This window comes from Klebsiella pneumoniae complex sp. WS1778 (assembly GCF_049472055.1).
GTDB lineage: Bacteria > Pseudomonadota > Gammaproteobacteria > Enterobacterales > Enterobacteriaceae > Klebsiella > Klebsiella quasipneumoniae.
On sequence record NZ_JBKGTJ010000004.1, the window covers coordinates 174,591 to 200,046 of the forward strand.

Sequence of the window (25,456 nt, forward strand, 5' to 3'; positions counted from 1 at the left end):
TTTCAGGCTTCTGCGCCCGCGGAATGGGTGAGAAAAAATCAAAATAGCCCCAGCTGTCCTGTCACTATTGTAGCAAAGTCGTCGTTGACGAAGGGCAGGATCCCTTCCGCTACCGGCTGCAGCTGCTTTGACAAATAGTGGTCGTAATCGAGTGGCGACTGCTGATAATCCACCGGTTCCGGACCGCCGGTGGTCCAGACGTATTTGATGGTGCCGCGTTGCTGATACTGCTGCGCCCGACCCCGCTTCAGGTTGTGCTCATCGGCAAGCCTCGCGGCGCGCACATGCGGCGGCACGTTGCGCTGATACTCCGCCAGCGGCCGACGCAGGCGTTTGCGATAAACCAGCTGCTCATCGAGCTCGCCGTTCATCAGCCTGGCGATAGTCTCCCGCACATAATCCTGATAGGGCTGGTTGCGGAAGATGCGCAGGTACAGCTCCTGCTGAAACTGCTGGGCCAGCGGCGTCCAGTCGGTGCGCACTGTTTCCAGACCCTTGAAAACCATGCGCTGGCCGTCGCCCTCCTGAATCATTCCGGCGTAACGCTTCTTGCTGCCGGTATCGGCGCCGCGGATCGTCGGCATCAAAAAGCGGCAGAAGTGGGTTTCGTATTCCAGCTCCAGGGCGCTGGTTAGCTGGCTTTTGCCAAGCTCCTGCGCCCACCAGGCGTTGACGTCGTTCACCAGCGTCCGGCCGATCTCCGCCGCCTGCGCTTCGCTGTGCGGGCGCTTAAGCCAGACGAAGGTGGAGTCGGTATCGCCGTAGATGACGTCATAACCATTGGCTTCAATTAACGCTTTAGTCTGACGCATGATCGCGTGGCCGCGCATGGTGATCGACGAGGCGAGACGTGGGTCGAAGAAGCGGCAGGCGCTGGTGCCCAGCACGCCGTAAAAAGCGTTCATGATGATCTTCAGCGCCTGGGAGAGCGGCTTATTGTGCTGGCGCTTGGCTTCATCGCGGCCGTGCCAGATCTGGCTGACAATCCCCGGCAGGCAGTGCTTGTCTCGCGAGAAGCGGGCGCCGAGGAAGCCCTCAATGCTGTGCTGGTCATCGGGCTGCGCCAGGCCCTCCACCAGGCCGACCGGATCGATTAAAAAGGTGCGAATGATCGACGGATACAGGCTCTTGTAGTCCAGCACCAGCACCGAGTCATACAGGCCGGGGCGGGAGTCCATCACATAGCCGCCGGGGCTCGCCTGGGGCGGCACGTCGCCGAGGTTCGGCGCCACGTAGCCCAGGCGGTGCATGCGCGGAAAATAGAGGTGGCTGAAGGCGGCGACCGAGCCGCCGTGGCGATCGGCGGGCAGGCCGTTGACCGTCGCCCGCTCGAGCAGAAATGGCATGATCTCCGTTTTGTGGAAGATCCGCGTCACCAGCTCGCAGTCCTGTAGGTTATAGATGGCCAGCGCCGGTTTATCTTCATGGAAGCGGCGATCGATCTCGTCCATCCGATCCCATGGGTTGTCGATGGCTTTGCCTTCGCCCAGCAGCTCGCGGGCCACTGCCTCCAGCGAAAAGGAGGAGAAATTCCAGAACGCCGATTTCAGCGCGTCGATGCCGTCAATAATCAGCCGGCCGTGGGCCTGGGCGAAGAAGACGCCGTTCTTAAAACCGTGCTCGCGCCACTCCAGCTCGCTGTTGCCGCGGCCGAGCCTTAGCGGGATGCGGTAGCGTTCGGCATGCTTTTGCAGGACGCGCAGATCGAACTGCACCACGTTCCAGCCGATCAGCACGTCGGGGTCGTGATCGGCAAACCAGGCGTTGAGCTTTTCCAGCAGCAGGGGGCGACTGACGACGTAGACCAGATCGAAATCGACGTCTGGCGGCGTTTCCGGTTCGGGGCCCAGCATGTAGACCACCCGCTGACCGCAGCCTTGCAGGCCGATGCAGTACAGCTCGCCGTGGCGGCTGGTTTCGATATCCAGCGACACCCATTTCAGCGGCGGGCGATAGTCAGGATTGGGTTTCATGCGCGCGTTAACCAGCTGTGGGCCGCGCGTTTCGCCTTCCACCCACACCGGGGCGGTAATAAAGCGCTCCATCAGGTAGCGCTCCGGCGGACGGATATCGCCCTCATAGAGGGTGACGCCGCTGTCGCGGAGCATCTTCTCCAGACGCATCAGTTGACGATGGGCGCGGCAGTAGAGGCCGACAACCGGCTGGCGATGGAAATCTTTCAGGGCCAGCGGGGCGAAGCGGAAGCCTTTCTCACCCTGCAACAGTCGCTCAGCCTGCGCCCGCTGCGCTTCGGGGATAAAGGCGACGGACTCCTGCGGCGGCAGCGTGACCTGCAGCGGGCCGTCGTCGGTGGCCAGCCAGAAGGAAAGCTCGGTGCCTTGCGGAGTGTCCCGCCAGTGACGGGTGAGTAGAAAACCTGCTCGTGGCTGGGTCACGGGTGCTCTCGATGATAAAAAACCAGGCCTGATTATAGCCTGGTTTCTCAATGGGTGCTGGGATTTTATACAGGTATTCGGCGCTGAGGTGGCCCCGGATTTCGGCTTGCGCCTTATCCGGTCTGCCAGACGGTGCAGAGCCGTAGCCCTGCTAAACGCAGCGCGAGCAGGGTGATTATTGGCCGTAGTAGGCTTTGGCCCCATGCTTACGCAGATAGTGTTTATCCAGCAGCGTCTGCTGCATATCCGGCAGCTGCGGCGCCAGCTGGCGGCAGAAGATGCCCATATAGGCGATCTCTTCCAGCACGATGGCGTTATGCACCGCGTCTTCGGCGTTTTTACCCCACGCGAACGGGCCGTGGGAATGCACCAGCACGCCGGGCATCTGCGCCGGGTCGATCTCGCGCTGGCGGAAGGTTTCGACAATCACCTTGCCGGTTTCCCATTCGTATTCGCCGTTGATCTCCGCATCGGTCATCAGCCGGGTGCAGGGCACCGGACCATAGAAATAGTCGGCGTGGGTGGTGCCGGTCGCCGGAATAGCTTGACCGGCCTGCGCCCAGATGGTGGCGTGGCGCGAATGGGTATGCACAATGCCGCCCAGCGTCGGGAAGGCCTGATACAGCAGGCGATGGGTCGGGGTATCCGACGAGGGTTTCTTCTTACCCTCCACCACTTCGCCGCTCTCCAGACTGACCACCACCATATCGTCGGCGGTCATCACGCGGTAATCCACGCCGGAGGGTTTGATAACCAGAACGCCCTGGTCGCGGTCGACGGCGCTGACGTTGCCCCAGGTTAAGGTCACCAGATTATGCTGCGGCAGCGCTAAATTGGCTTCCAGCACCTGGCGTTTAAGATCTTCTAACATAGTGTGCTCCGAATAGCAGGCGAGCCGGGTATCCCTCACCCCGACCCTCTCCTGGCGGGAGAGGGAGAAAGGCGGCATCGCGCCAGGCCGGTACCCTCTCCCCGGCGGGGAGAGGGGAGGGTGAGGGGGCGACCTCTTAGCGTTTTGAACCGTAATAGACTTCATTCCAGCGCAGCGCGTCTTTGAAGGCCGGCAGACGGGTGTCGTTGTCGATGACCGTCAGCTCGATATCATTCAGCTCGGCGAACTGGCGCATATCGTCGAGGTTCAGCGCATGGCTGAAGACGGTATGGTGCGCGCCGCCGGCGATGATCCAGGCTTCCGAAGCGGTACGCAGATCCGGCTGCGCTTTCCACAGGGCGTTGGCCACCGGCAGCTTCGGCAGGTCGTGCGGGGTCGGGACGGTTTCGATGGTATTGACCAGAAGACGGAAGCGGTCTCCCAGGTCGATCAGGCTGGCGACAATCGCCGGTCCGGTCTGAGTATTGAAGATCAGGCGCGCCGGATCCGCTTTGCCGCCGATGCCCAGCGGCTGGACGTCGAGGATCGGTTTCTCGGCGGTGGCGATCGTCGGGCACACTTCCAGCATGTGCGAGCCGAGCACCAGATCGTTGCCGTTGTCGAAGTGGTAGGTGTAATCCTCCATAAAGGAGGTGCCGCCCTGCAGACCAGTTGACATCACCTTCATGATGCGAAGCAGAGCGGCGGTTTTCCAGTCGCCCTCGCCGGCAAAGCCGTAGCCCTGCTGCATCAGGCGCTGTACGGCGAGCCCCGGGAGCTGTTTCAGGCCGTGGAGATCTTCAAAGGTGGTGGTAAAGGCGTGGAAACCGCCCTGTTCGAGGAAGCGTTTCATCCCCAGCTCAATGCGCGCGGCGTCCAGCACGTTTTGACGCTTGTCGCCGTGAACCTGCGCCGCCGGGGTCAGACGATAGCTGCTCTCGTATTCATCGACCAGGGCGCTGATATCGCCGTCGCTGACGCTGTTGACCACTTGCACCAGATCGCCGACCGCCCAGGTGTTCACCGAGAAGCCAAACTTGATCTGCGCCGCGACTTTATCGCCGTCGGTCACCGCCACTTCGCGCATGTTATCGCCGAAACGGCACACTTTCAGATGGCGAGTATCCTGTCTGGAGACCGCCTGGCGCATCCAGCCACCGATGCGCTGGTGGGCCTCTTTATCCTGCCAGTGGCCGGTCACCACTCTGTGCTGCTGGCGCATACGGGCGCCGATGAAGCCGAACTCGCGGCCGCCATGCGCGGTCTGGTTCAGGTTCATAAAGTCCATATCGATGCTGTCCCAGGGCAGCGCGGCATTGTACTGCGTATGGAACTGTAGCAGCGGCTTGTTGAGAATGGTCAGGCCGTTGATCCACATTTTTGCCGGCGAGAAGGTGTGCAGCCAGACCACTAACCCGGCGCATTTGTCATCGTAGTTAGCGTCGCGGCAGATGTGAGTGATCTCGTCCGGGGTGGTGCCCAGCGGCTTAAGGACCAGTTTGCACGGCAGTTTGGCTTCCGCATTCAGGCTGTTCACCACATGTTCGGCATGCTTCGTCACCTGGCGCAGGGCTTCCGGGCCGTACAGATGTTGGCTGCCAATAACGAACCATATTTCATAGTTATCAAAAATCGTCATTTTCGTATCCTTAATGGGTGAGCGCTGCCTGAGATTGCGGGGCTTTTTCCGCCTTTGCAGCCGAAGGGAGATAGTGTTGTTCGGCGCTGACCGACCACTGTTGGTAGCGCTGATAGAGTTGTTCGAAACGCTGTGCCTGCGCCGGGCGCGGCTGCAGGGTGGTTTCCACCTGGCTTGCCATCCGCTGCTGGGCGGCTGGAATATCCTCATAGACGCCGGCGGCGACGGCGGCGAAGATAGCCGCCCCCAGCGCGCAGCACTGATCGGAGGCGACAATCTGCAGCGGACGGTTCAGCACGTCGCAGCAGGCCTGCATGATGACCTGGTTTTTCCGCGCGATACCGCCAAGCGCCATGACGTTGTTAACCGGGATACCCTGCTCGGTGAAGCACTCCATAATGGCGCGGGCGCCGAAGGCGGTGGCGGCGATCAGACCGCCGAACAGCGCCGGCGCGTCGGTGGCCAGGTTAAGGTCGGTGATCACCCCTTTCAGGCGCTGGTTGGCATTCGGCGTGCGGCGGCCGTTGAACCAGTCAAGCACCACCGGCAGATGCTCCAGCGATGGATTGTTGGCCCAGGCTTCGGTGAGCGCCGGCAGTAACTGTTTTTGGCTGGCTTTGATTTGCTCCCGCAACGCTGGCTGCTGCTGGGCTAGCTGCTCCAGCGGCCAGCCGAGAATGCGACCAAACCAGGCGTAAATATCGCCGAAGGCGGACTGGCCTGCCTCCATACCGATAAAGTGCGGGACCACGCTGCCGTCGACCTGGCCGCAGATGCCTTTGACCGTGCGGTCGCCGACGCTCTCTTTATCGGCAATCAGAATGTCGCAGGTGGAGGTGCCGATGACTTTCACCAGCGCGTTAGGCTGCGCGCCGGCGCCCACGGCGCCCATATGGCAGTCGAAGGCGCCGCCGGAGATGGCCACGGTCTGCGACAGGCCCAGGCGCTGGGCCCACTCTGCGCTCAGCGTGCCGACCGGCACATCGGCCGTCCAGGTATCGGTGAACAGCGGCCAGGCCAGATGCTGGTTAATGATGGGATCAAGCTCATCGAAGAAGCTGGCCGGCGGCAGACCGCCCCAGCTCTCATGCCACAGGGATTTATGCCCGGCGCTGCAGCGGCCGCGGCGCAGATCCTGCGGACGGGTGGTGCCGGAGAGCAGGGCGGGTACCCAGTCGCAAAGCTCCACCCACGAGGCGGCTGCCTGGGCGACGGCGCTATCTTCCCGGGTGACGTGGAGGATTTTGGCCCAGAACCATTCGCTGGAGTAGATCCCGCCAATATAGCGCGAGTAATCCTCTTTGCCCGGCTGGTGGCACAGGCGGGTGATCGCCTCGGCTTCCTCGACTGCGGTGTGATCCTTCCACAGGACAAACATGGCGTTAGGGTTGTCAGCGAATTCTTCGCGCAGCGCCAGCACGTTGCCCTCGGCATCAACGGGAGCCGGGGTTGAGCCGGTGCTGTCGACGCCAATGCCCACGACGTCGGCGCGCTGTTCGGCGCTCAGGGAGGCAAGTACGCTTTTCAGCGCCGCTTCCATGGTCTCGATGTAATCTCGCGGGTGGTGGCGGAACCGGTTGTTAGCGCCATCGCAATACTGTCCTTCCCGCCAGCGCGGATACCACTCCACGCTTGCCGCCAGTTCTGCGCCGGAGGCGCATTCCACCGCCAGGGCGCGGACTGAGTCACTACCAAAGTCGAGGCCAATCGCAATTGCCATCTTGTTACTCCATGCAGAAATCATTCATGCAGCAACAGTAGATATCCCCGGCAAAATCCGTCAGGCCGGATTCGCTAATCTTATGGATTATTTTGCTGTCACCTCGCAAAGTGTGACGCCGTGCAAATATTCGATGTGGACTTTCCTGCCGTATTTATAGACACTTTTGTTACCCGGCATATCACGGTGGAATGCACGCCGCTGGCGCTTTTTTCGCTTGCTGTGCGGCTTTTTAGCGAAATTCCCACTGCCGTCGCAGTCGTGACAGGGCCGAGAGCGATAAAATGATGAATATGGACAATTGGTGTCACTAATACCTTCGGGGAGAACCACGCGTATGGCCGAAACGCAAAACGATCCGCTGCTGCCGGGCTACTCTTTTAACGCTCATCTGGTCACCGGTCTGACGCCGATTGAGGCGCAGGGATACCTGGATTTTTTTATCGACCGCCCGCTGGGTATGAAAGGTTATATCCTCAACCTGACGATCCGCGGCGAGGGGGTGATCAACAACCACGGCGAGCAGTTTGTCTGCCGGCCGGGCGATATGCTGCTGTTCCCGCCGGGGGAGATCCATCACTACGGCCGCCATCCCGACGCCAGCGAGTGGTATCACCAGTGGGTCTACTTCCGCCCGCGCGCCTACTGGCACGAGTGGCTCAACTGGCCGACCATCTTCGCCCAGACCGGCTTTTTCCGTCCGGACGAGCAGTGGCAGGCGCGCTTTGGCGAGCTGTTCGGCCAGATAGTCGATGCCGGACAGGGGGCGGGGCGCTATTCCGAACTGCTGGCGATTAATCTGCTGGAACAGCTCCTGCTGCGGCGGATGGAGGCGATCAACGAATCGCTGCATCCGCCGCTGGATAACCGGGTGCGCGACGCCTGCCAGTACATCAGCGACCATCTGGCGGACAGCCATTTTGATATCGCCAGCGTCGCCCAGCACGTCTGCCTGTCGCCCTCGCGTCTGTCGCACCTGTTCCGCCAGCAGTTAGGGATCAGCGTGCTCGGCTGGCGTGAAGATCAGCGCATCAGCCAGGCCAAACTGTTGCTGAGCACCACGCGGATGCCGATCGCCACCGTCGGGCGCAACGTCGGCTTTGAAGATCAGCTTTATTTTTCCCGCGTATTCAAAAAATGCACCGGCGCCAGCCCGAGCGAATTCCGCGCGGGATGTGAATAAAAAGTAAAGAAAGTGAAATGATGACCCGCTTAAATGTCACAGCCAGTAAACTATTAAGACAATTGTTGGCTTGACGACGGCGCGATGGCTTCGGAGAATCCGGGCTTCGTTTTTTAACCGGGTACATTATGCAAGCATTGCTCGAACACTTTATTACCCAATCCACGGTCTACTCGTTGTTAGCCGTGATGCTGGTGGCCTTTCTCGAGTCGCTGGCGCTGGTGGGGCTTATTTTACCCGGAACGGTGATGATGGCCGGCCTTGGGGCGCTGATTGGCGGCGGTGAGGTTAATTTCTGGCAGGCGTGGCTGGCGGGGATCGTGGGCTGTCTGCTGGGAGACTGGATCTCATTCTGGCTCGGCTGGCGCTTTAAAAAGCCGCTGCACCGCTGGTCGTTCATGAAGAAAAACCGCGCCCTGCTGGAAAAAACCGAGCATGCGCTGCACCAGCACAGCATGATCACCATCCTGATTGGCCGCTTTGTCGGGCCGACGCGTCCGCTGGTGCCGATGGTTGCCGGGATGCTCGACCTGCCGGTGGCCAAATTCGTGCTCCCGAATATTATCGGCTGCCTGCTCTGGCCGCCGCTCTATTTCCTGCCGGGGATTCTCGCCGGCGCGGCGATTGATATTCCGGCCGATGAAAACAGCGCCAGCTTTCAATGGCTGCTGCTGGGGGCGGCGCTGCTGGCCTGGCTGGCGGGGTGGCTGTGCTGGCGGCTGTGGCGGAGCGCGAAAACGTCTGGCGATCGGCTGTCCCGCTGGCTGCCGCGCGGGCGTCTGCTGTGGCTGGCGCCGTGTATGGTCGCGCTGGCGGCAACGGCGTTAACATTTGTCTTCCGCCATCCGCTGATGCCGGTCTATCTGGCGATCCTGCACAAGGTTATCGCGCGCTGATCCCCATCAGATGCGAGGCGCTGCTGCGGCCGCTTAACAGCTCGGCGGTAGCGCCATCCCAGACAATGCGCCCTTCGGCGACCACAATCGAGCGCGGCGCGATGCGCGCGGCATCTTCCACGCTGTGCGAAACCATCAGCAGGGTGAGCTGCTGCTGTTCACAGACATCCGCCACCAGCGCCAGCATCTCCTGACGCAGCGCCGGGTCGAGCGCCGAGAAGGGTTCATCCAGCAGCAGCACCGGCTGCTGGCGCACCAGACAGCGGGCCAGCGCCGCGCGCTGCCGTTGACCGCCGGAGAGCGCTCCCGGCAGGCGGTCAAGCAGGGCATCAATTCCCATCTGGGCGGCAATCGCCGTGACTTTATGCTGCTGTTCGCGGCTCAGTTTCAGGCCAGGGTGGATCCCGAGGCTGATATTCTGCCGAATGGTCAGATGGTTAAACAGGTTATTCTCCTGGAACAGCATCGAGACCGGACGCTGCGCCGGCGGCGTCGCGTGATGCGTCTCGCCGTTAATCTGCAGGCTGCCGCTGGCGGGCGGCAGAAAACCGGCGATCAGATTCAGCAGGGTGCTCTTTCCGGCGCCGCTGGGGCCGAGCACCGCGATGCGCTCGCCGCGCGCGACGTCGAGAGTAAAGCGCATCGGCAGATGCTGGTACAGCCAGGTCACATCATTGAGTTTTAGCATCACGCCCCGGAAGTTTTTCAATCAGCGTAAATAGTAAGAAACAGAGCAGCAGCAGAAGCAGAGCGGTGACGGCGCCGTCCTGGCTGCGGTAGGCGCCTATCTGCTGGTAGAGATAGAAAGGCAGGGTGCGGAACGCCTCGTTGCCGAACAGCGCCACCACGCCGAAGTCGCCAATCGACAGCACGCAGGCGAAGGCTAACGCCTGGGCTAGGGGGCGCCGGAGCGCGCGAAGTTCGATGACCCGCAGTCGCGTCAGGCCTTCGATCCCCAGCGACTGGCACAGCATATTGTAGCGGACGGCAATGTCGCGCATCGGGTTTTCCAGCACTTTAAGCGCGTAGGGGATCGCCATCAGAGCGTTGGTAAAGATGACGATGCCGTCGGCGGACTCCGGCAGGCCGATGCTGTTATTGAGCAGCAGAAAGAAGCCGGTAGCCAGCACGATGCCCGGCATGGCAAGGATCAGCATGCCGCTCAGCTCCATCGCCTGCCCGGCCAGCGGCCGCTGGCGGGCGCGCAGCTCTCGACTGCTCCATAGCAGCATCATTGTCAGGGTCACGCTCAACAGCCCGGCGGCGATGGCGATGCGCAGGGAAGTCGTTAATGCCTGCCAGAGGGCGGGCTGCGCCAGCACGTCCAGCATATTGCGGTTGACCCCGTCGACGATGACCGCCAGCAGCGGCGGCAGCAGCAGCAGCAGGGCGGCGCCGATCAGCAACCCATCGCTCAGCCGGCTATGCAGGCGATCGTCAGGGTCACGCCAGCCGCGGACATGGCTGACGCCGATAGCCACCGCTTTACTGAGGCGCTGGCTGAGCAGCACCAGCCCGAGGCAGCAGAGCATCTGAATCAACGCCAGCATTGCCGCTCGCGCCGGATCGTAGTCAAAGCTCAGCGCCTGGTAGATAGCCAGCTCAATCGTGGTGGCCTTCGGGCCGCCGCCCAGTGACAGCACGGTGGCGAAGCTGGCAAAGCAGAGCATAAAAATCAGCGCGGCGACGGCGGGAATGTGCCGGCGCATCCATGGCCATTCGACGAGGCGGAAGAAGGCATAGCCGCGCATGCCAAGCTGGGCGGCAATTTGCCGCTGCTCGCCGGGAATGTTCTCCAGCGCCTGCAGCAGCAGGCGGGTGGCCATCGGCATATTGAAAAAGACGTGCGCCAACAGGATGCCCTGCAGGCCGTAAGGTGAGAAATCCCACTGCCAGCCAAAAGTGTGAAACAGCGAGGCCAGCCAGCCCTGGCGGCCATAGACGCTGAGGATGCCGAACACCGCCACCAGCACCGGCAGGATCAGGGTCATCGCGCACAGACGCAGCAGCAACGTGCGGCCGGGGAAGCGACGCCGATAAAGCGCGCGGGCGAGAAAGATAGCCGGCCCCACCGAGAGCAGCGCTGACAGCGACGCCTGCCAGAAGGAGAAGCGCACCACATGCCAGAGGTAGCTATCGCTGAAGACCGTCCGCCAGCCCGCGCCGGGGGCGCTGAACCACAGCGCCAGAAACGCCGCCAGCGCGACGGCGCAGAGCAGCGTAGCGGCGAACAGGCCCGGCAGCAGCCCGCTCAGGTTTAGCGGCTGACGGCGCGTTGCCATGCGCTAATCCAGGTCTGACGCTCGCTGGCGACCTGCTGCGGGGTAAACGTCAGCGTGGTCTGCGGTTTTACCAGGCTTGCAAAACCGGCCGGCAGCGCGACCTGGGTCACCGGATACATCCAGTTGCCGGTGGGGATGGCGTTCTGGAAGCCAGGCGAGACCATGAATTTGAGGAATTTTTCCGCCAGTTCCGGCTGCTTGCTGGCGGCGGTGCGGGCGGCAACTTCGACCTGCAGATAGTGGCCTTCGGCGAAGTTCGCCGCCGCATAGTGGTCTTTCTTCTCTTCAATCATGTGGTAGGCCGGCGAGGTGGTGTAGCTCAAGACCAGGTCGCTTTCCCCTTTCAGGAACAGACCGTAGGCTTCGCTCCAGCCCTTGGTGACGGTAACGGTTTTCGCCGCCAGCTTCTGCCAGGCCTCGGGCGCTTTATCGCCATAGACCTTTTGCATCCACAGCAGCAGCCCCAGCCCCGGGGTACTGGTGCGCGGATCTTCATAGATGACCCGCCATTTTTGCGGGCTCTCGACCAGCTCTTTCAGGCTCTTCGGCGGGTTGGCCAGTTTGTTTTTGTCATAGACGAAGGCGAAATAGCCGTAATCGTAGGGGACAAAGGTGTCGTTATCCCAGCCGCCCGGCACGCTGACCGCGCTGGCGGGTACGTTGCTTTTGGCAAACAGTTTACTCTGCGCCGCGGCTTCCAGCAGGTTGTTATCAAGGCCAAGCACGACGTCGGCCTTGCTGTTTTTGCCTTCCATGCGCAGGCGATTCAGTAGCGAAACGCCATCTTCCAGCGCGACGAACTTCAGCTCGCAGCCGCAGTCCGCTTCAAACGCTTTTTTGACCGCCGGGCCGGGGCCCCAGTCGGCAGAGAAGGAGTCATAGGTATAGACAGTGAGGACAGGCTTCGCCAGAGCGGGCATGGCGACCAGCGCCAGCAGCGGGAGTAATTTTTTCAACACTTTGCACCTCAGAAAAAAGGGGGGGCAAAGGATTTTGAGTGAGCCTCAAATCCCTTCGCCGGCGTTATCCGGATCAGGTTCGACGGGTATTTTCTCAGCCCATACGCTTCATCCTTCAAGCCGCATCTGCGTTAGCTTCGCGCGTTCACCCCAGTCACATAGTTATCTATGCTCCAGGGGATTCACCCGCTTGCTGCCTTGATGCAACTTGAATGATATTGCGTATGTTTATTAGCACCCCGTTGAGAACGGCCTTAGTGTAATGATTTTGTCAGATGACGGAAAGGCTTACGGCTCCGGCGGCGCAAACCATGCGGATTTAAAATCGAACCAGCCGAGGGTGTTCATCCGCACGCCGCGCATACTGCGCTGGCCCTGAATCATCAGCCAGTGATGGATCAGCGGCACGATATGCTGGCTGGCCAGCAGACGCTGACTCCAGGTGGCCGGATTAAACTCTCCCGCGCGCCAGCGGCTGGCGTCTTCCTGCCAGTCGATGGGGATGCAGCGCTGAATCAGCGGGACTTCGTACAGATAGGCGAATAGCGAGAATTCGATCGGCAAGGTGAAGTTAACGCTGTTGAGCCAGATATCGCTGACTACCTCGCCGCGATGCCAGGCATCGTACTCCAGCTCCTGGATCTCCAGCTTCACCTGATGCGCGGCCAGCAGGTCGCGCATGATCCCGCCGATCACCCGGTGTTCGACGTGATCGCGGTAATAGGTGAGGGTGACCGTCTCCAGCCCCGCCGGCTTGTCGCTGGCGTGATTGCTGGCGTGATGCCAGCGCGGCAGCAGGCCGTAGGCGGGAAACCAGTTGCCCTGGTAGTGTTCGCCCGCGTGGTAGAGCAGGTTCGCGGGCTGGAACAAATAGCTTAACCAGCGGCGCACCGCCTCGTTGGCGCCCAGCGGGCTTCGCGAGTCAAACAGCAGGTAGTAGCACCCCTCTTCCAGACGACTCTCCACCGCCTTTTCGCTTTCGGTATTGCCCTGCAGCGTCAGGCCGCCGTTGGGCTCTTCGCTAATTTCCGGTAGCACCCAGACGTTCACCTCATCGATCAGCGCCCGGTAGCCAAAATAGTCCTCAAAGGCGTGGATCTTGAGCTGGTTCTGATTGTTACGCACCACGGCATACGGGCCGGTGCCGACCGGCATCGAAGAAAAGTGGTTCATGGTCTGCCACTCCTGCGGCAGCACCATCGCTGGCACCTGGCCCAGCAGCCAGGGCAGCCAGCGGTCGGGCTGGCGCAGATGAATATCCAGGGTCCAGGCGGTGGGCGACTCGATGCGTTCGATATGCGAATAGAGCGGCAGGGCATTGCTGCGCTGCAGAGAAGCGATCACATCGCTCATCTCCAGCTCACGGCCATGGTGAAAATGGATGCCTGGCCGGAGGAAAAAGCGCCAGTGGGTGGGCGTCAACTGCTGCCAGTGGTGGGCAATATCAGCTTCCAGTTCCCCATTTTCCTCATTTACCCGCGTCAGCGCGCTGAATATTTGCCGGGCGATATGGGTTTCCGAACGTCGCAGCGCGCTGCCGGGCAGTAAATTCTTCATCGGCCGGTAGTAGAGCACGCGCAGGATGTGCCGCCCCTGGCGGAAGCTGCGCCCGAGATGCGAGACCAGCATCTGACGGACGGCGGCTTTATCGCCGACCAGCTGCACCAGCTGATCGATGCGATCCTGTTCAAGCAGATCTTCGGCACGCTGCTGCTGCAGGGCGAGCCCGGTATAGAGAAAGGTCAGCCGCGAGCGTTTTCCGCGGCCAGCCTCCGCCTCCCAGGTCAGCCAGCCGCGGGACTCCATCATATTGAGCAAGGTGCGCATGTGGCGGCGCGAGCAGCTCAGCATTTCCGCCAGCTCGTTGAGGGTGGTCTCCTGCGACTTGCCGTCGCAGCACTGCCATAGACGGATGAACTGTTGTTGCAGACGGCCGGAAGACATAAAAGGGGAACTCCTGCGCAAAACTCAGCAATTTATTACTCCCCATATTAAGCCAATAATGAATCCCGATGAAGCGAGGAGGTGAATATGATGAGGTCTACCGCAAAATCGTTCTACCAGCGCTACTTTTCTGCGACGCAGGAAGCGTCCTGGCTGGCCCGCCTGATGGCAGGACGACAGCAGGAAATCCTGGGCGAACTGATGCAGTGGGGAGTGACGTCAAAGACCTCTGATCATTGACTTGCAGACATCATGTGTGACTGAGTATTGGTGTTATACTCGTCGTTTTTCAAGCTGCAGGTGCGCGCGCTTGCCCGGGTCTATCGCTGTCGATGCTCCCAGAGCCTATGTTCTGGCCGCGTGAATCGCCCCTACGGGACTCACCCTTTCGGAGCCAGCGTAAGCGCTGCGCAAAACGGTTAACCGTTTGTCCTGCAACGTGAAATCCACAGAGTATAGAATCACCCGCCAGCAGAAAGCCTCTGCTGGCTTTTTTCGTTTACTTCGCGTGTGTTAAGGACATTTCATGCTGTGGTTGATGACGATGGGACGACGGCTAAACGGCGTCTATGCCGCCTTTATGCTGGTTGCTTTTATGATGGGCGTGGCGGGCGCATTGCAGGCGCCGACGTTGAGTTTGTTTCTCAGCCGCGAAGTGGGGGCGCAGCCGTTCTGGGTGGGCCTGTTCTACACCGTGAATGCGATAGCCGGGATCCTGGTGAGCCTGGCGCTGGCCAAGCGCTCCGATAGCCGCGGCGACCGGCGGCGGTTAATTATGTTCTGCTGTCTGATGGCGGTAGGCAATGCGCTGCTGTTTGCCTTCAACCGCCACTATCTGACGCTGATCACCTGTGGGGTGATGCTGGCATCCATCGCTAACGCCGCCATGCCTCAGCTCTTTGCCCTGGCGCGGGAATATGCCGACAGCTCGGCGCGGGAAGTGGTGATGTTCAGCTCGGTCATGCGTGCCCAGCTGTCTCTGGCGTGGGTGATTGGCCCGCCGCTGGCCTTTATGCTGGCGCTCAACTATGGCTTTACCACCATGTTCTCTATTGCGGCGGGCATCTTTGCGATCAGCCTGGCGCTGATTGCGGTCAAACTGCCCTCGGTTCCGCGCGTGGAACAGCCCTCGGAAGAGGCGGAGGCGCTGGCGCAGGCCGGCGGCTGGCAGGACAAGAATGTGCGGATGCTGTTTATCGCCTCCACCCTGATGTGGACCTGCAACACCATGTATATCATTGATATGCCGCTGTGGATCAGCAGCGATCTCGGGCTTCCCGACAGTCTGGCCGGGATCCTGATGGGCACCGCCGCCGGCCTGGAGATTCCGGCGATGATCCTCGCCGGCTACTACGTGAAGCGCTTTGGTAAACGTAAAATGATGGTAGCGGCGGTGGCGGCCGGTGTGCTGTTTTATCTGGGGCTGATCCTGTTTCATGCCCGAACGGCGCTGCTGGCCCTGCAGCTGTTCAACGCCATTTTTATCGGCATAATCGCCGGGATCGGCATGCTGTGGTTCCAGGATTTAATGCCGGGACGCGCGGGGGCGGCGACCACCCTGTTTACCAACAGTATTTCCACTGGCGTGATCCTCGCCGGCGTGATGCAGGGGGCGCTGTCGCAGAGCTATGGCCACGCCAGCGTCTACTGGACGATCGCCGCGATTTCGCTGGTGACGCTGTTTTTAACCAGCAAGGTGAAAGATATCTGACCGTCCTCTTCGCCCCGGCGTGCAATTCGCCGGGGCCGCCGTCTTTACTTCAGTTCGATTCGCTTGATGTCGCCGATGATAAAAATGTAGGCAATCACGCCGATCAGCGCCGTCAGGCCGACGTAGATCAGTGCGTAAAAGAAGTTACCCGTTGCGGAGATAATCACGCCAATTATCAGTGGGGCTATAATCGACGCCATATTAGCGCAGAAATTAAATATCCCGCCGGTCAGGCCTGCCATATTTTCCGGGGCAATATCAGAAATTAACGTCCAGCCCAGACCAACCATTCCCTGACCAAAAAATGCCACTGACATAATAATAATAACGGTGCTGTTGGCGCTCACCCAGTTCGCCGCAATAATACAGCTGGAGAGTAATAATCCGGAAATTATTGGTAACTTCCGACTGATATTGACGGAGCCGGTTCGCTTCAGCAGTCGGTCCGAGATCCAGCCGCCGAAGAGGATGCCGATGGCGGCGGCGAGAAACGGCCAGGTGGCGAAGAAGCCAACGTGCAGCCAGGGAAGATGGCGCTCGTTGGCCAGATAGCTGGGAAACCACGTCAGGAAAAACACCAGCGTGGTGTTGCCCGCAAACTGACCCAGACTGGCGCCGAGGATCTGGCGACAGCCCAGCAGGCGCCTGGCGTCACGCCAGTTAAATGGAACGTTCTGGATTTTATTGTTAATACCGTTTGCGCCGATATAATCCAGCTCCGCTTGATTAGCCGTGCGCGATTCATGGGGTTCGTGATAAAAACGCCACCACACCAAAGTAAATAAAATACCTAATCCTCCGGTGAGGAAAAAAAGCGTTCTCCAGCCGTGATGTTCGAGGATTAAAAATAACAGCGGTGAGAAGGCCGCCAGTCCTATATATTCACCAACCGTATATGTTGCCGTCGCCCGTGCGCGCTCATGCTGCGGGAACCAGGTGCTGACGATGCGGCTGTTGGCCGGGAAGCAGGGCGCTTCACTGACGCCAAGTCCCAGGCGCAGAAGCAGCAGAGATTTAAGCCCGAGGGTGAAACTTTGCAGCAGGGTAAACAGCGACCAGAAGAAAATTGACAGGGCATAGGTCAGTTTGTTGCCGAAGCGGTCTAAAAACATGCCGCCGGGGATCTGCGCCAGGGCATAGGTCCAGGCAAAGGCGGAGAAAATGATGCCCATCATCGCCGGATCGATATGAATTTCCTGGGTTAACTGTGGGGCAACGATACCGAGGATGGTGCGGTCGAGATAATTGATCATCGTTCCGACGGACAACAGCAGTAAAATAACTATCCGAACGCGGCTTCTTTTTTTCGTCCCTGATGAGGAAGTGAGGACTTCCTGAGAGTTTGACATACTCATAGCGAGTTCCTTTAAAGTTTAAAATATTTTTGCATATATTTGTATATGCAAAAATATCTCCGGGAACTATAGGTAGTATCTATGAATGGCAACGCTTTGTGGCACATTCATACGCTTCAGAAAATAATATTTGATACACCGCCGATATTTACCCGCTCATGCACATTATTGGTGGCTTGCATGGTATATTAGCATCAGTGGATTTATTCTTATATTATACGGGCAAAAATAATGAACCTAAAGCAACTTTATTATTTTAAACGTCTGTCTGAAACTGAACATTATACCGAAGCGGCCTCCAGTCTGTGCATCACCCAGCCTTCGCTAAGCCATGCGATATCAGAGCTGGAGAAGGAGTTAGGGGTCGCACTGTTCGCCAGACAGGGACGGAACGTTAAAATTACGCAAAACGGCAAGCGTTTTCTGCCGTATGTCGAAGATGCCCTGGCCTCACTGGAAAATGGCCGCACAGTTTTGCAAAAAAACGGCGCTGAAAATAAAGAAAACATTCGTATCGCCTTTATTTACACGATGGGCGAATATGTTGTTCCGCAGTTAATTAATAAATATTCTCTTTCACCTGAGTTTCACAATGTGACTTTTTCTTTTACTCAAGGGACCTCGCTGACGCTGTTGCAGGAGCTGAAAGCGGGAAAAGTCGATCTGGCGATCTGCTCTTATATTGCCGATGAGCCCGATATCGATTTTATTCCGGTTATTCAGCAGGAGCTGGTGGTGGTGACCGCCAGGGATCATCCGCTGGCCCGTCTGTATGAACATGAAGTCGACCTCGTGGAGACGATTCATTATCCCTATATCTATTTTTCAGAAAATAGCGGCTTACGTCCGTTTATCGATAATGTATTTATGCAGCAAAAGCTGGTGCCGGAGATTGCCTGCTACGTGGAAGAGGATACCGCGATGGCCGGGCTGGTCAGCATTGACTACGGGATCGCGATCATGCCGCGGATCTCGGCGCTCTCCCATTACAACGTCCATATCCTGAAGATTAAAAACACCCTCCCTCCGCGCTATATCTATCTGGCGACCATGAAAGACCGGGGACTTTCCCCGGCGCTGCAGTCGTTTAAAAATGTGGTCATCCACGACAGCCAGAAGATCTGTTAGCGAATAGCCCGGAGTGGTCCTCCGGGCTAAGGGGTTATCAGGAGAGAATATCCATCACTTCACGCAGCTTATTGATGGCTATCTGTCCCGGCGCGGAAGCTTGACCCACGGTACCGAAGGTCATGGCTGAGCCAAAAAGACGCCCGGTCACCCGGCTGACGCCGCCTGATTTTCCCATCGACATGGTGATCAGCGGGCGGGTGGCATACTTCTCTTTCATGGTCAGCGTGGCGGCGAGCAGGGTCAGAACGTCCTGCGGCGATTGCGGCATCACCGCGATCTTCGGCAGATCGGCACCCAGATCCTGCATGCGGCGCAGGCGATAGATGATATCTTCCTGGGCGGGGGTTTTATGAAAATCATGGTTACTCATGATCACTTTGACGCCCGCGGCATGCGCATCGTCAACCAGCGCGCGGATCTGCGCTTCATCATTGAACAGCTCGACATCGATGACATCAACCAGTCCACTGCGCGCCGCTTCGCGGTTGAGCGCGAAGTAGGCATCGTCGCTGAGCTCGGTCTCGCCGCCTTCTTTCTTGCTGCGGAAGGTGAACAGCAACGGCAGGGCTTTCAGCGCACCACGGATTTCCGCCAGCGCGGCCATCACCTGGGCCATCTCTCTGACCTGCGTAAAGTGATCAACGCGCCATTCGATGATATCGGCGCCGGCGTCGACCAGGCCGTGGGCGTTACCCAGTATTTCATCCAGCGTTTTGCCGATCAGCGGTACACAAATTAAGGTTTCCCCTTCCTGGAAGGTGATGTTCTTTACGGTAACTGCATTTGTCATGTAGGCATCCATTATTATTCGCGTTGAACCTCAGGCGGTGACTGCGGTGCGTGATACTTTTTGCGCCGCCCGAGCCTGCAGTTGACGATAGCCGATGTACAGGGCGATCACAAAGCCGATCACGGCGATCGCAAAATCAAACCACATAATGCTGGCAATACTGATCTGCGAAAGTTTGGCGGTGATCAGCGGGATCGTGAAGCTGGCGATACTGCCGGCGGTGTAGAAGATCCCGGTTGCCTTGCCTTTCCCGTTCGGGAAGCTCATCGCCATGATCGTCGCTCCCAGCTGTAGCACTCCGCCCGCGGCGGCAAAGCCGATGACAAAGGCGAAGCCGGTAACCATCATCGGCGTCGGGAACAGGCACACCAGCAGCAGCGAGACCATCGACAGGCCAGTATAGATGATCATGGCGACGGCAGAGCTGAACACCTCTTTGACGAAGGCAGCAGTCACGAAGACGCAGACCAACGACCCAACGGTATAGATGCTGAGCAGCTTAATCGCCGAGGCATAGGGCAGCCCGACCACGAACTGGCCGTACTGCGCCAGCCACTGGCTGACCAGATAGAACGTCGCCATGCCGATATAGCCGTACAGCGTGAAGATCATCATATCCAGTTTGTTGGCCTGCGGACGGGCGAACGTTTCCGCCTGTGGCTCAGGAGATTCCTCTTTTTTCGCTGCCTGGCTGTCAGGGAATGGCATTTTAAGCAGGTAAATCCCGCTCAGTACAAAGAGCGCCGCCGCAATCACGAACGACCAGCCGAACCATAGATTCGCCCAGATCAGGAAGCTGATAATGAACGGCAGCAGGAACTGCCCGGCGGAAACGAAGGCTTTGATCAGCACGTTGGCCCGGCTGGCGGAGTGCGGGAAAGATTCCATCAGCGCCGGATAGGTGCCGGAGTCGAGGAAGCTGTTCGCCAGGCCCGCCATAATGCCGAAGACATAGGCCAGATAGATATTTTTGGTCAGCAGAATGCCGATAAAAAAGATCAGATAGCTGAGGATCCCCAGATAGATAAAGGGCTTACGACCAAAGCGATCCGACAGAAAGCCGGTCACGATGGTCGCTAACTTACCAATACCTAACGAGGAGATAACGATCGATACGCCGGCTTTATCTGTTCCCCACTGCTCCTGAAGATGAGCCATGTTGAGGGTGATCAGCAGCACCCCCATGCCATGAATCAGGTAGTTGAGGTACAGCCCTGCCGCGGTAGGGATGTATTTATTTTTCATCGCTTGCCCCTTAGAACAGGATGCTTTTGATGTAATCAACCGGCATCTGTTTACCCGTCCAGATTTCGAACGCGCGCGCGCCTTGCCACAGCATCATCCCGAGGCCGTTTAGCGTGCGGCAGCCTTTTTTCTCAGCCACTTCCAGCAGGTGGGTTTTGCGCGGGTTGTATACGACGTCGGAGACGATCAGATCCGGACGCAGAAAGCTGTCGTCCGGCAGCAGCATCTGGCCTTCGAACGGCTTCATGCCGACCCCGGTGGCATTGGTCAGGATCACGCTGCTATCGATTTCGGCACGCAGTTTGTCATGATCGTCAAGATCGAACAGATGGATCTCACAGCGCGTGTTGTTGCGGATCTTGGCGACCGTTTCTTCGGCGTTGGCGAAGAATTTATCGCGACGGTTGAAGATGGAGATCGCCTTCACGCCATCCAGTGCCGCCTGGACGCAGAGTGCGGTCGCCGCACCGCCGGCACCGAGCACGGTCATCTTCTTGCCAATGATATCGATACCCGCTTCGCTAAGGGCGCGCATATAGCCGGTGCCGTCGGTGATATGCCCGGTCAGGACGCCGTCGTCATTGACCACGGTATTCACCGCCCCGACCAGCTGCGCCGCCGGCGACAGCTTATCGAGATACTGGCAAATCTCGGTTTTGTTCGGCATAGAGACATTAAAGCCGCGCAGCTTCAAAGCCCGGAAGCCCTGCACAACGTCTTTCAGCTCCTGATTACCGACTTCAAAAGCCAGGTAGACGTAGTCCAGCCCGAGATGGGCGAAAGCCTCGTTGTGCATGGTGGGCGACATGCTGTGGCGAATCGGGGTGGCGATCAGACCAATCAGCTCAGTGTGTCCAGTAATACGTTCTGCCATGACAAAAATCCTCAATAAGTTAGAAAGGGAATTCGTTGTGCTTCGCGGCTGCCCAGCGCACCCATGTCTTCGAGGGTGTCCAGCACGTTGCGGCCTTCGCGGATGCCGTCGATAATGCGTCGCGCTATCACGCTGTCGCCGATATTCATGATTTTGACGTTATTGGCATTGGCCCAGCGTTCGATCTCGTCGAGACCCGTCCGGTTGGCGCGCATCCCCAGACAGACAAAGCCGTAGTCGAAGGGGATATCGAAGGTGTGCTGTGTATTTTTCACCTGGAAATGGTCGGCAGCCACCGCCATCAGTTGCGTATTCATGTGCTGTTCGACCTGGTGCTCGTCGAGCATGGTCAACATGGCATTCTTGGTAATGATGTCGAGATCGCGACCGGCGGCGTCCTGCATTTCGATTAAGACCGCCTGCGCGCCGCGAGCGGTAAAGTATTCGATGACGTCGAGGCCAACGGCGCCCGCGCCGACAACGGCGATGCGTTTGCCCTCGACATGGGTAAATTTCGCCAGATTGTCGATCATGCCGGTAATGGAGAAGACTTTGCCTTCCGCGGCGTCAATATTCTCCCGCAGTCCAGCAATGGGCGGCAGCAGGGGGGTTGAGCCGGTGGCATTGACGATCAGATGTGGACGCAGGGCGGAAACCGAGGCCACGTCTGCCCGTTTGCCGACCTGCAGCATCAGGTTGTCCAGCGCGGCGATGCGGTTTTTCATAAACTGCGGGAAATCCGCGATGCGTTTTTTCTCCGGCAGACGGGCGATATCGCTGGCGAGACCGCCGACGTGATTTTTCGCCTCCAGCAGCCAGGTGTGGCAGCCGACTTCCGCCGCGGTGCAGGCGGCCTCCATCCCGGCAGTGCCGGCGCCGATGACGACCACGTTCGTTTCGCGATTAACGCGCCGCGTTTTGTAGGCATCGCCGTGAATGATGTTCGGGTTAATTGAACAGCGCAGCGGACGCGAGCGGGCGATGCGATGGTCGGCGCAGCCGATGTTGCAGGAGATGCATTTGCGCATCACGCGCTCTTTACCGCTTTGCACCTTCTGCACCCACTCCGGCTCGGCAATCAGACCGCGACCAATGGCAATGAGATCGGCATCGCCGCTGGCGAGGATATCCTCGGCCACCTGCGGGGTACGGATATTGCCGGCGATGACCGTGGGCTTATGGAATTTATCGCGCACCGCGCGGGAGAGGTAACGCTTCCAGCCATCCTCCAGCGACATCTGGTCGATTTGCAGATTCAGGTTGTCGTTCTGCGCCGCCGAGACGTTGATGATATCGACCTTCTCCTGACAGAGCTCAAGGATGCGCAAGGAATCTTCGAGGGTATTGCCGCCTTTGAGGAAGTCGTCGGCGCTGATGCGCAGGCTGACCGGAAAACGTGGCCCGACGCAGGCGCGAACTTTATCGACAATCAGACCTAATATTCGAGAGCGGTTTTCGACGCTGCCGCCAAATTCATCGGTGCGTTTGTTAAATAACGGCGATAAAAACTGGCTAATTAAATAGGAGTGGCCGGCATGAATTTCGACGCAGTCAAAACCCGCGCGACGAACGCGCTCTGCGGCGTCCCCGAATTTTTCCACCGCGTGATAAATTTCCTCATGGGTCATTGGCCGCGGAATATTACCGTGCTTTTTCGAGGGCGTCGTCGAGGAGGAGAGCGGTGTCTGACCCTCGAGGCGGTAGGCATAAGCGGAAGCGCCAGCGTGATTTAACTGAATGGATACGCAGGCGCCGTGTTTATGCAGGGTCTCGGTTAATTTAAACAGCCGCGGGATATATTGATCGTTATCGATGCGCAGCTGGGTGGTGCCGTTGGAAGCGAAAGGGAAATCAATACAGATATTTTCGATGGTGATAAGACCGGTGCCGCCTTTGGCCCGCAGTTCGTAGTATTCCAGCTGTTCCTGCGAGACCTCGCCATTGAGCGTAGCCATATTGGTGCCCATCGGGGGCATAATAATGCGGTTTTTTAGCGTCATGCCGTTGATGGTCAACGGACTGAAAAGGTGCGGATAGTGGCTCATCTCTTCTCTCCACAGGAGGCCGGGAGGCCGCTATGCGGGGGCCCGGGCGTGTCCTTAGTTAATATTTCTCTGTGGAAAAAGATAGCGAGGGGAAAAATTGAAAAATAATGCTTTTTTTTGCTGTGAGCTATAGGGGTTCTCTATGAGATTAACGCTTCTTTCACATTGTTATATTTTTATATTAAACACTCATACCTTATTTTTACTTGCAGTGAAGGGTTAATACATAAACCGCGCAGGTCAGGGGGAAGAAAGCGAAATCATTCGTCTTTATCGCGTGGGGCAGGCCAACGTCAAGGGCTGACGTTCGAAGAATTAATATTGTTTTTTGTGCGTGAGATCTCAATTTTCTGCTGCAGTAAATTAAAAAGCCCGGCCAAATGACCGGGCGCGAAGCTTAATTCATAAACGCCGGCAGCTTGTGCTCATAGTCGGAAATCGCCGCTTCATGTTGCAGCGTCAGGCCGATGCTATCCAGGCCATTAAGCATGCAGTGGCGACGGAAATCGTCGATCTTAAAGCTGTAGGTTTTATCTCCCGCTTTCACCACCTGCGCTTCCAGGTCCACTTCAAACGTAATGCCCGGGTTGGCCTGCACCAGTCTGAACAGCTCGTCGACCTGCTCATCGCTCAGCGTCACCGGCAGCAGCTGGTTGTTGAAGCTGTTGCCGTAGAAAATATCGGCAAAGCTTGGGGCGATAACGACTTTAAAACCGTAATCGGTCAGCGCCCACGGCGCATGCTCGCGGGAGGAGCCGCAGCCGAAGTTTTCCCGCGCCAGCAGGATAGAGGCGCCTTTGTACTCAGGAAAGTTCAGCACGAACTCCGGGTTCGGCTGTTGACCTTTATCATCGAGGAAGCGCCAGTCGTTGAACAGGTGCGCGCCAAAGCCGGTGCGGGTCACTTTCTGCAGAAACTGCTTGGGAATGATCGCGTCGGTATCGACGTTTGCAGCATCCAGCGGAACCACCAGGCCGGTATGTTGGGTAAATTTCTCTGCCATGATGGTCTCCTTACTTCAGATTACGGATATCGGCGAAATGACCGGTCACAGCCGCCGCCGCGGCCATTGCCGGGCTCACCAGGTGCGTGCGTCCGCCGCGGCCCTGACGGCCTTCAAAATTACGGTTGCTGGTGGAGGCGCAGCGCTCGCCCGGGTTCAGGCGGTCGTTGTTCATCGCCAGACACATCGAGCAGCCCGGTAAGCGCCACTCAAAGCCGGCTTCGATAAAGATCTTATCCAGGCCTTCCGCTTCCGCTTGCGCTTTCACCGGACCGGAACCAGGTACCACCAACGCCTGGACGCCCGGCGCCACTTTACGCCCTTTGGCGATTTCCGCCGCGGCGCGCAAATCTTCGATACGCGAGTTGGTACAGGAGCCGATGAACACTTTATCGATAGCCACTTCCGTCAGCGGGATGCCGGATTTCAGTCCCATATAGGCCAGCGCTTTCTCAGCGCTGGCGCGTTCCACCGGGTCGCTGAATGACGCAGGATCGGGGATATTATCGGTGACCGAAATCACCTGGCCTGGGTTGGTGCCCCAGGTCACCTGCGGAGCAATCTCAGCCGCCTGCAGCGTCACCACGGTGTCAAATGTGGCGCCGTCGTCGGTTTTCAGGGTTTTCCAGTACGCCACCGCATCGTCAAAATCTTTGCCTTTCGGCGCGTGCAGACGGCCGCGTACGTAATTGAAGGTGGTTTCATCCGGCGCGACCAGGCCCGCTTTGGCGCCCATCTCGATCGCCATGTTGCACAGGGTCATGCGACCTTCCATGCTCAGATCGCGGATCGCTTCGCCGCAGAATTCCACCACGTGGCCGGTGCCGCCGGCGCTGCCGGTTTTACCAATGATCGCCAACACGATATCTTTGGCGGTGATGCCCGGCGCCGCTTTGCCTTGCACTTCGATTTTCATGGTTTTCGCACGACCCTGTTTCAGGGTCTGGGTCGCCAGCACATGTTCCACTTCGGAAGTGCCGATGCCGAAGGCCAGCGCGCCGAACGCGCCGTGGGTGGCGGTATGGGAGTCGCCGCATACAATGGTCATCCCCGGCAAGGTCACCCCTTGTTCCGGGCCCATTACGTGAACGATGCCCTGGTACGGGTGATTCAGGTCGTACAGCTCAACGCCGAACTCTTTACAGTTCTTAATCAGCTCCTGCATCTGAATGCGGGCCATCTCGCCGGACGCGTTAATGTCTTTGGTCTGCGTCGAGACGTTGTGATCCATGGTGGCGAAGGTTTTACCCGGCTGGCGCACCTGGCGGCCGTGGGCGCGCAGGCCGTCAAAGGCCTGCGGGGAGGTAACTTCATGCACCAGATGGCGGTCGATATACAACAGCGGGGTTTCGTTTTGCGCCTCATACACCACGTGCGCATCAAACAATTTTTCGTATAACGTCTTCGCCATG

At 58.6% G+C, this 25,456-nt stretch carries 20 protein-coding genes; 5 read left to right on the forward strand and 15 right to left on the reverse strand.

What is annotated here, in order from left to right; genetic code table 11:
* Positions 1-38 precede the first annotated feature (38 nt).
* The 4 genes from polB to araB all read right to left on the reverse strand — a co-directional run bounded on the left by polB (position 39) and on the right by araB (position 6,626).
* Positions 39-2,396 carry a DNA polymerase II gene (gene polB / locus ACLEXF_RS19220; RefSeq protein WP_017901202.1) on the reverse strand — a complete coding sequence of 786 codons (2,358 nt, stop codon included), beginning with the start codon at positions 2,394-2,396 and terminating at the stop codon, positions 39-41.
* A 175-nt stretch (positions 2,397-2,571) separates the two neighbouring features.
* Positions 2,572-3,267, reverse strand: a complete 696-nt coding sequence (gene araD / locus ACLEXF_RS19225; RefSeq protein WP_017901201.1) for an L-ribulose-5-phosphate 4-epimerase — start codon at positions 3,265-3,267, stop codon at positions 2,572-2,574.
* Positions 3,268-3,403: 136 nt separating this feature from the next.
* Complete coding sequence (gene araA / locus ACLEXF_RS19230) at positions 3,404-4,906, reverse strand: L-arabinose isomerase (RefSeq protein ID WP_182948264.1); 1,503 nt, start codon at positions 4,904-4,906, stop codon at positions 3,404-3,406.
* Between the two features lie 10 nt (positions 4,907-4,916).
* The gene (gene araB / locus ACLEXF_RS19235; RefSeq protein ID WP_087771765.1) at positions 4,917-6,626 is read right to left on the reverse strand and encodes a ribulokinase; all 1,710 of its coding nucleotides are present in this window, start codon (positions 6,624-6,626) and stop codon (positions 4,917-4,919) included.
* Between the two features lie 337 nt (positions 6,627-6,963).
* Here araB and araC point away from each other — a divergent pair, with 337 nt between their 5' ends.
* Together araC and ACLEXF_RS19245 are read left to right on the forward strand one after the other, a co-directional pair.
* On the forward strand, positions 6,964-7,809 hold the full coding sequence (araC, locus tag ACLEXF_RS19240; RefSeq protein WP_004204301.1) for an arabinose operon transcriptional regulator AraC: 846 nt from the start codon (positions 6,964-6,966) through the stop codon (positions 7,807-7,809).
* Between the two features lie 128 nt (positions 7,810-7,937).
* Positions 7,938-8,705, forward strand: a complete 768-nt coding sequence (locus ACLEXF_RS19245) for a DedA family protein (RefSeq protein WP_004204302.1) — start codon at positions 7,938-7,940, stop codon at positions 8,703-8,705.
* Here the strand turns inward: ACLEXF_RS19245 and thiQ are convergent.
* The 4 genes from thiQ to sgrR all read right to left on the reverse strand — a co-directional run bounded on the left by thiQ (position 8,692) and on the right by sgrR (position 13,890).
* Complete coding sequence (thiQ, locus tag ACLEXF_RS19250; protein ID WP_017901198.1) at positions 8,692-9,393, reverse strand: thiamine ABC transporter ATP-binding protein ThiQ; 702 nt, start codon at positions 9,391-9,393, stop codon at positions 8,692-8,694. The genes ACLEXF_RS19245 and thiQ overlap by 14 nt on opposite strands.
* On the reverse strand, positions 9,377-10,987 hold the full coding sequence (thiP, locus tag ACLEXF_RS19255; RefSeq protein ID WP_004204304.1) for a thiamine/thiamine pyrophosphate ABC transporter permease ThiP: 1,611 nt from the start codon (positions 10,985-10,987) through the stop codon (positions 9,377-9,379). Before thiP ends, thiQ begins: the two co-directional genes overlap by 17 nt.
* Positions 10,963-11,946, reverse strand: a complete 984-nt coding sequence (thiB, locus tag ACLEXF_RS19260; protein WP_004204306.1) for a thiamine ABC transporter substrate binding subunit — start codon at positions 11,944-11,946, stop codon at positions 10,963-10,965. The genes thiP and thiB overlap by 25 nt, the downstream gene beginning before the upstream one ends.
* Before the next feature lie 288 nt (positions 11,947-12,234).
* Entirely contained in the window at positions 12,235-13,890 is a 1,656-nt protein-coding gene (sgrR, locus tag ACLEXF_RS19265; RefSeq protein ID WP_017901197.1) for an HTH-type transcriptional regulator SgrR, read from the reverse strand.
* 87 nt (positions 13,891-13,977) lie between these two features.
* Here sgrR and sgrT point away from each other — a divergent pair, with 87 nt between their 5' ends.
* Positions 13,978-14,130: a glucose uptake inhibitor SgrT gene (gene sgrT, locus ACLEXF_RS19270; protein WP_004204309.1), complete on the forward strand. Its 153-nt coding sequence runs from the start codon at positions 13,978-13,980 to the stop codon at positions 14,128-14,130.
* Positions 14,131-14,416: 286 nt separating this feature from the next.
* Positions 14,417-15,601 carry a sugar efflux transporter gene (locus ACLEXF_RS19275; protein WP_004204311.1) on the forward strand — a complete coding sequence of 395 codons (1,185 nt, stop codon included), beginning with the start codon at positions 14,417-14,419 and terminating at the stop codon, positions 15,599-15,601.
* A 44-nt stretch (positions 15,602-15,645) separates the two neighbouring features.
* Here ACLEXF_RS19275 and ACLEXF_RS19280 read toward each other — a convergent pair whose 3' ends face one another.
* The gene (locus ACLEXF_RS19280; protein ID WP_004204313.1) at positions 15,646-16,956 is read right to left on the reverse strand and encodes an MFS transporter; all 1,311 of its coding nucleotides are present in this window, start codon (positions 16,954-16,956) and stop codon (positions 15,646-15,648) included.
* Positions 16,957-17,187: 231 nt separating this feature from the next.
* Between ACLEXF_RS19280 and ACLEXF_RS19285 the strand changes: the two genes are divergently transcribed.
* Complete coding sequence (locus ACLEXF_RS19285) at positions 17,188-18,084, forward strand: LysR family transcriptional regulator (RefSeq protein WP_004204315.1); 897 nt, start codon at positions 17,188-17,190, stop codon at positions 18,082-18,084.
* A 37-nt stretch (positions 18,085-18,121) separates the two neighbouring features.
* Here ACLEXF_RS19285 and aroD read toward each other — a convergent pair whose 3' ends face one another.
* From aroD to leuC, 6 genes are all read right to left on the reverse strand, one after another.
* Positions 18,122-18,877 carry a type I 3-dehydroquinate dehydratase gene (gene aroD, locus ACLEXF_RS19290; RefSeq protein ID WP_004204316.1) on the reverse strand — a complete coding sequence of 252 codons (756 nt, stop codon included), beginning with the start codon at positions 18,875-18,877 and terminating at the stop codon, positions 18,122-18,124.
* 30 nt (positions 18,878-18,907) lie between these two features.
* A complete protein-coding gene (locus ACLEXF_RS19295; protein ID WP_004204317.1) occupies positions 18,908-20,122 on the reverse strand; it encodes an MFS transporter in 1,215 nt (404 codons plus the stop codon).
* Between the two features lie 10 nt (positions 20,123-20,132).
* Complete coding sequence (locus ACLEXF_RS19300; protein WP_017901194.1) at positions 20,133-20,996, reverse strand: shikimate dehydrogenase; 864 nt, start codon at positions 20,994-20,996, stop codon at positions 20,133-20,135.
* An 11-nt stretch (positions 20,997-21,007) separates the two neighbouring features.
* The gene (locus ACLEXF_RS19305; protein WP_407259930.1) at positions 21,008-23,041 is read right to left on the reverse strand and encodes an FAD-dependent oxidoreductase; all 2,034 of its coding nucleotides are present in this window, start codon (positions 23,039-23,041) and stop codon (positions 21,008-21,010) included.
* Positions 23,042-23,438: 397 nt separating this feature from the next.
* A complete protein-coding gene (leuD, locus tag ACLEXF_RS19310; protein ID WP_004204321.1) occupies positions 23,439-24,044 on the reverse strand; it encodes a 3-isopropylmalate dehydratase small subunit in 606 nt (201 codons plus the stop codon).
* A gap of 10 nt (positions 24,045-24,054) precedes the next feature.
* Positions 24,055-25,455, reverse strand: coding sequence for a 3-isopropylmalate dehydratase large subunit (gene leuC / locus ACLEXF_RS19315; protein ID WP_004177417.1), 1,401 nt, complete (start codon positions 25,453-25,455; stop codon positions 24,055-24,057).
* Position 25,456: the final 1 nt, after the last annotated feature.

What these genes read in the sequence shown, in the direction of transcription:
- araD (WP_017901201.1), bottom strand. Translation starts at nt 3,267, where the DNA reads ATGTTAGAAGATCTTAAACGCCAGGTGCTGGAAGCCAATTTAGCGCTG.
- araA (WP_182948264.1), bottom strand. Translation starts at nt 4,906, where the DNA reads ATGACGATTTTTGATAACTATGAAATATGGTTCGTTATTGGCAGCCAA.
- araB (WP_087771765.1), bottom strand. Translation starts at nt 6,626, where the DNA reads ATGGCAATTGCGATTGGCCTCGACTTTGGTAGTGACTCAGTCCGCGCC.
- araC (WP_004204301.1), top strand. Translation starts at nt 6,964, where the DNA reads ATGGCCGAAACGCAAAACGATCCGCTGCTGCCGGGCTACTCTTTTAAC.
- ACLEXF_RS19245 (WP_004204302.1), top strand. Translation starts at nt 7,938, where the DNA reads ATGCAAGCATTGCTCGAACACTTTATTACCCAATCCACGGTCTACTCG.
- thiQ (WP_017901198.1), bottom strand. Translation starts at nt 9,393, where the DNA reads ATGCTAAAACTCAATGATGTGACCTGGCTGTACCAGCATCTGCCGATG.
- thiP (WP_004204304.1), bottom strand. Translation starts at nt 10,987, where the DNA reads ATGGCAACGCGCCGTCAGCCGCTAAACCTGAGCGGGCTGCTGCCGGGC.
- sgrR (WP_017901197.1), bottom strand. Translation starts at nt 13,890, where the DNA reads ATGTCTTCCGGCCGTCTGCAACAACAGTTCATCCGTCTATGGCAGTGC.
- sgrT (WP_004204309.1), top strand. Translation starts at nt 13,978, where the DNA reads ATGATGAGGTCTACCGCAAAATCGTTCTACCAGCGCTACTTTTCTGCG.
- ACLEXF_RS19275 (WP_004204311.1), top strand. Translation starts at nt 14,417, where the DNA reads ATGCTGTGGTTGATGACGATGGGACGACGGCTAAACGGCGTCTATGCC.
- ACLEXF_RS19280 (WP_004204313.1), bottom strand. Translation starts at nt 16,956, where the DNA reads ATGAGTATGTCAAACTCTCAGGAAGTCCTCACTTCCTCATCAGGGACG.
- ACLEXF_RS19285 (WP_004204315.1), top strand. Translation starts at nt 17,188, where the DNA reads ATGAACCTAAAGCAACTTTATTATTTTAAACGTCTGTCTGAAACTGAA.
- aroD (WP_004204316.1), bottom strand. Translation starts at nt 18,877, where the DNA reads ATGACAAATGCAGTTACCGTAAAGAACATCACCTTCCAGGAAGGGGAA.
- ACLEXF_RS19295 (WP_004204317.1), bottom strand. Translation starts at nt 20,122, where the DNA reads ATGAAAAATAAATACATCCCTACCGCGGCAGGGCTGTACCTCAACTAC.
- ACLEXF_RS19300 (WP_017901194.1), bottom strand. Translation starts at nt 20,996, where the DNA reads ATGGCAGAACGTATTACTGGACACACTGAGCTGATTGGTCTGATCGCC.
- ACLEXF_RS19305 (WP_407259930.1), bottom strand. Translation starts at nt 23,041, where the DNA reads ATGAGCCACTATCCGCACCTTTTCAGTCCGTTGACCATCAACGGCATG.
- leuD (WP_004204321.1), bottom strand. Translation starts at nt 24,044, where the DNA reads ATGGCAGAGAAATTTACCCAACATACCGGCCTGGTGGTTCCGCTGGAT.
- leuC (WP_004177417.1), bottom strand. Translation starts at nt 25,455, where the DNA reads ATGGCGAAGACGTTATACGAAAAATTGTTTGATGCGCACGTGGTGTAT.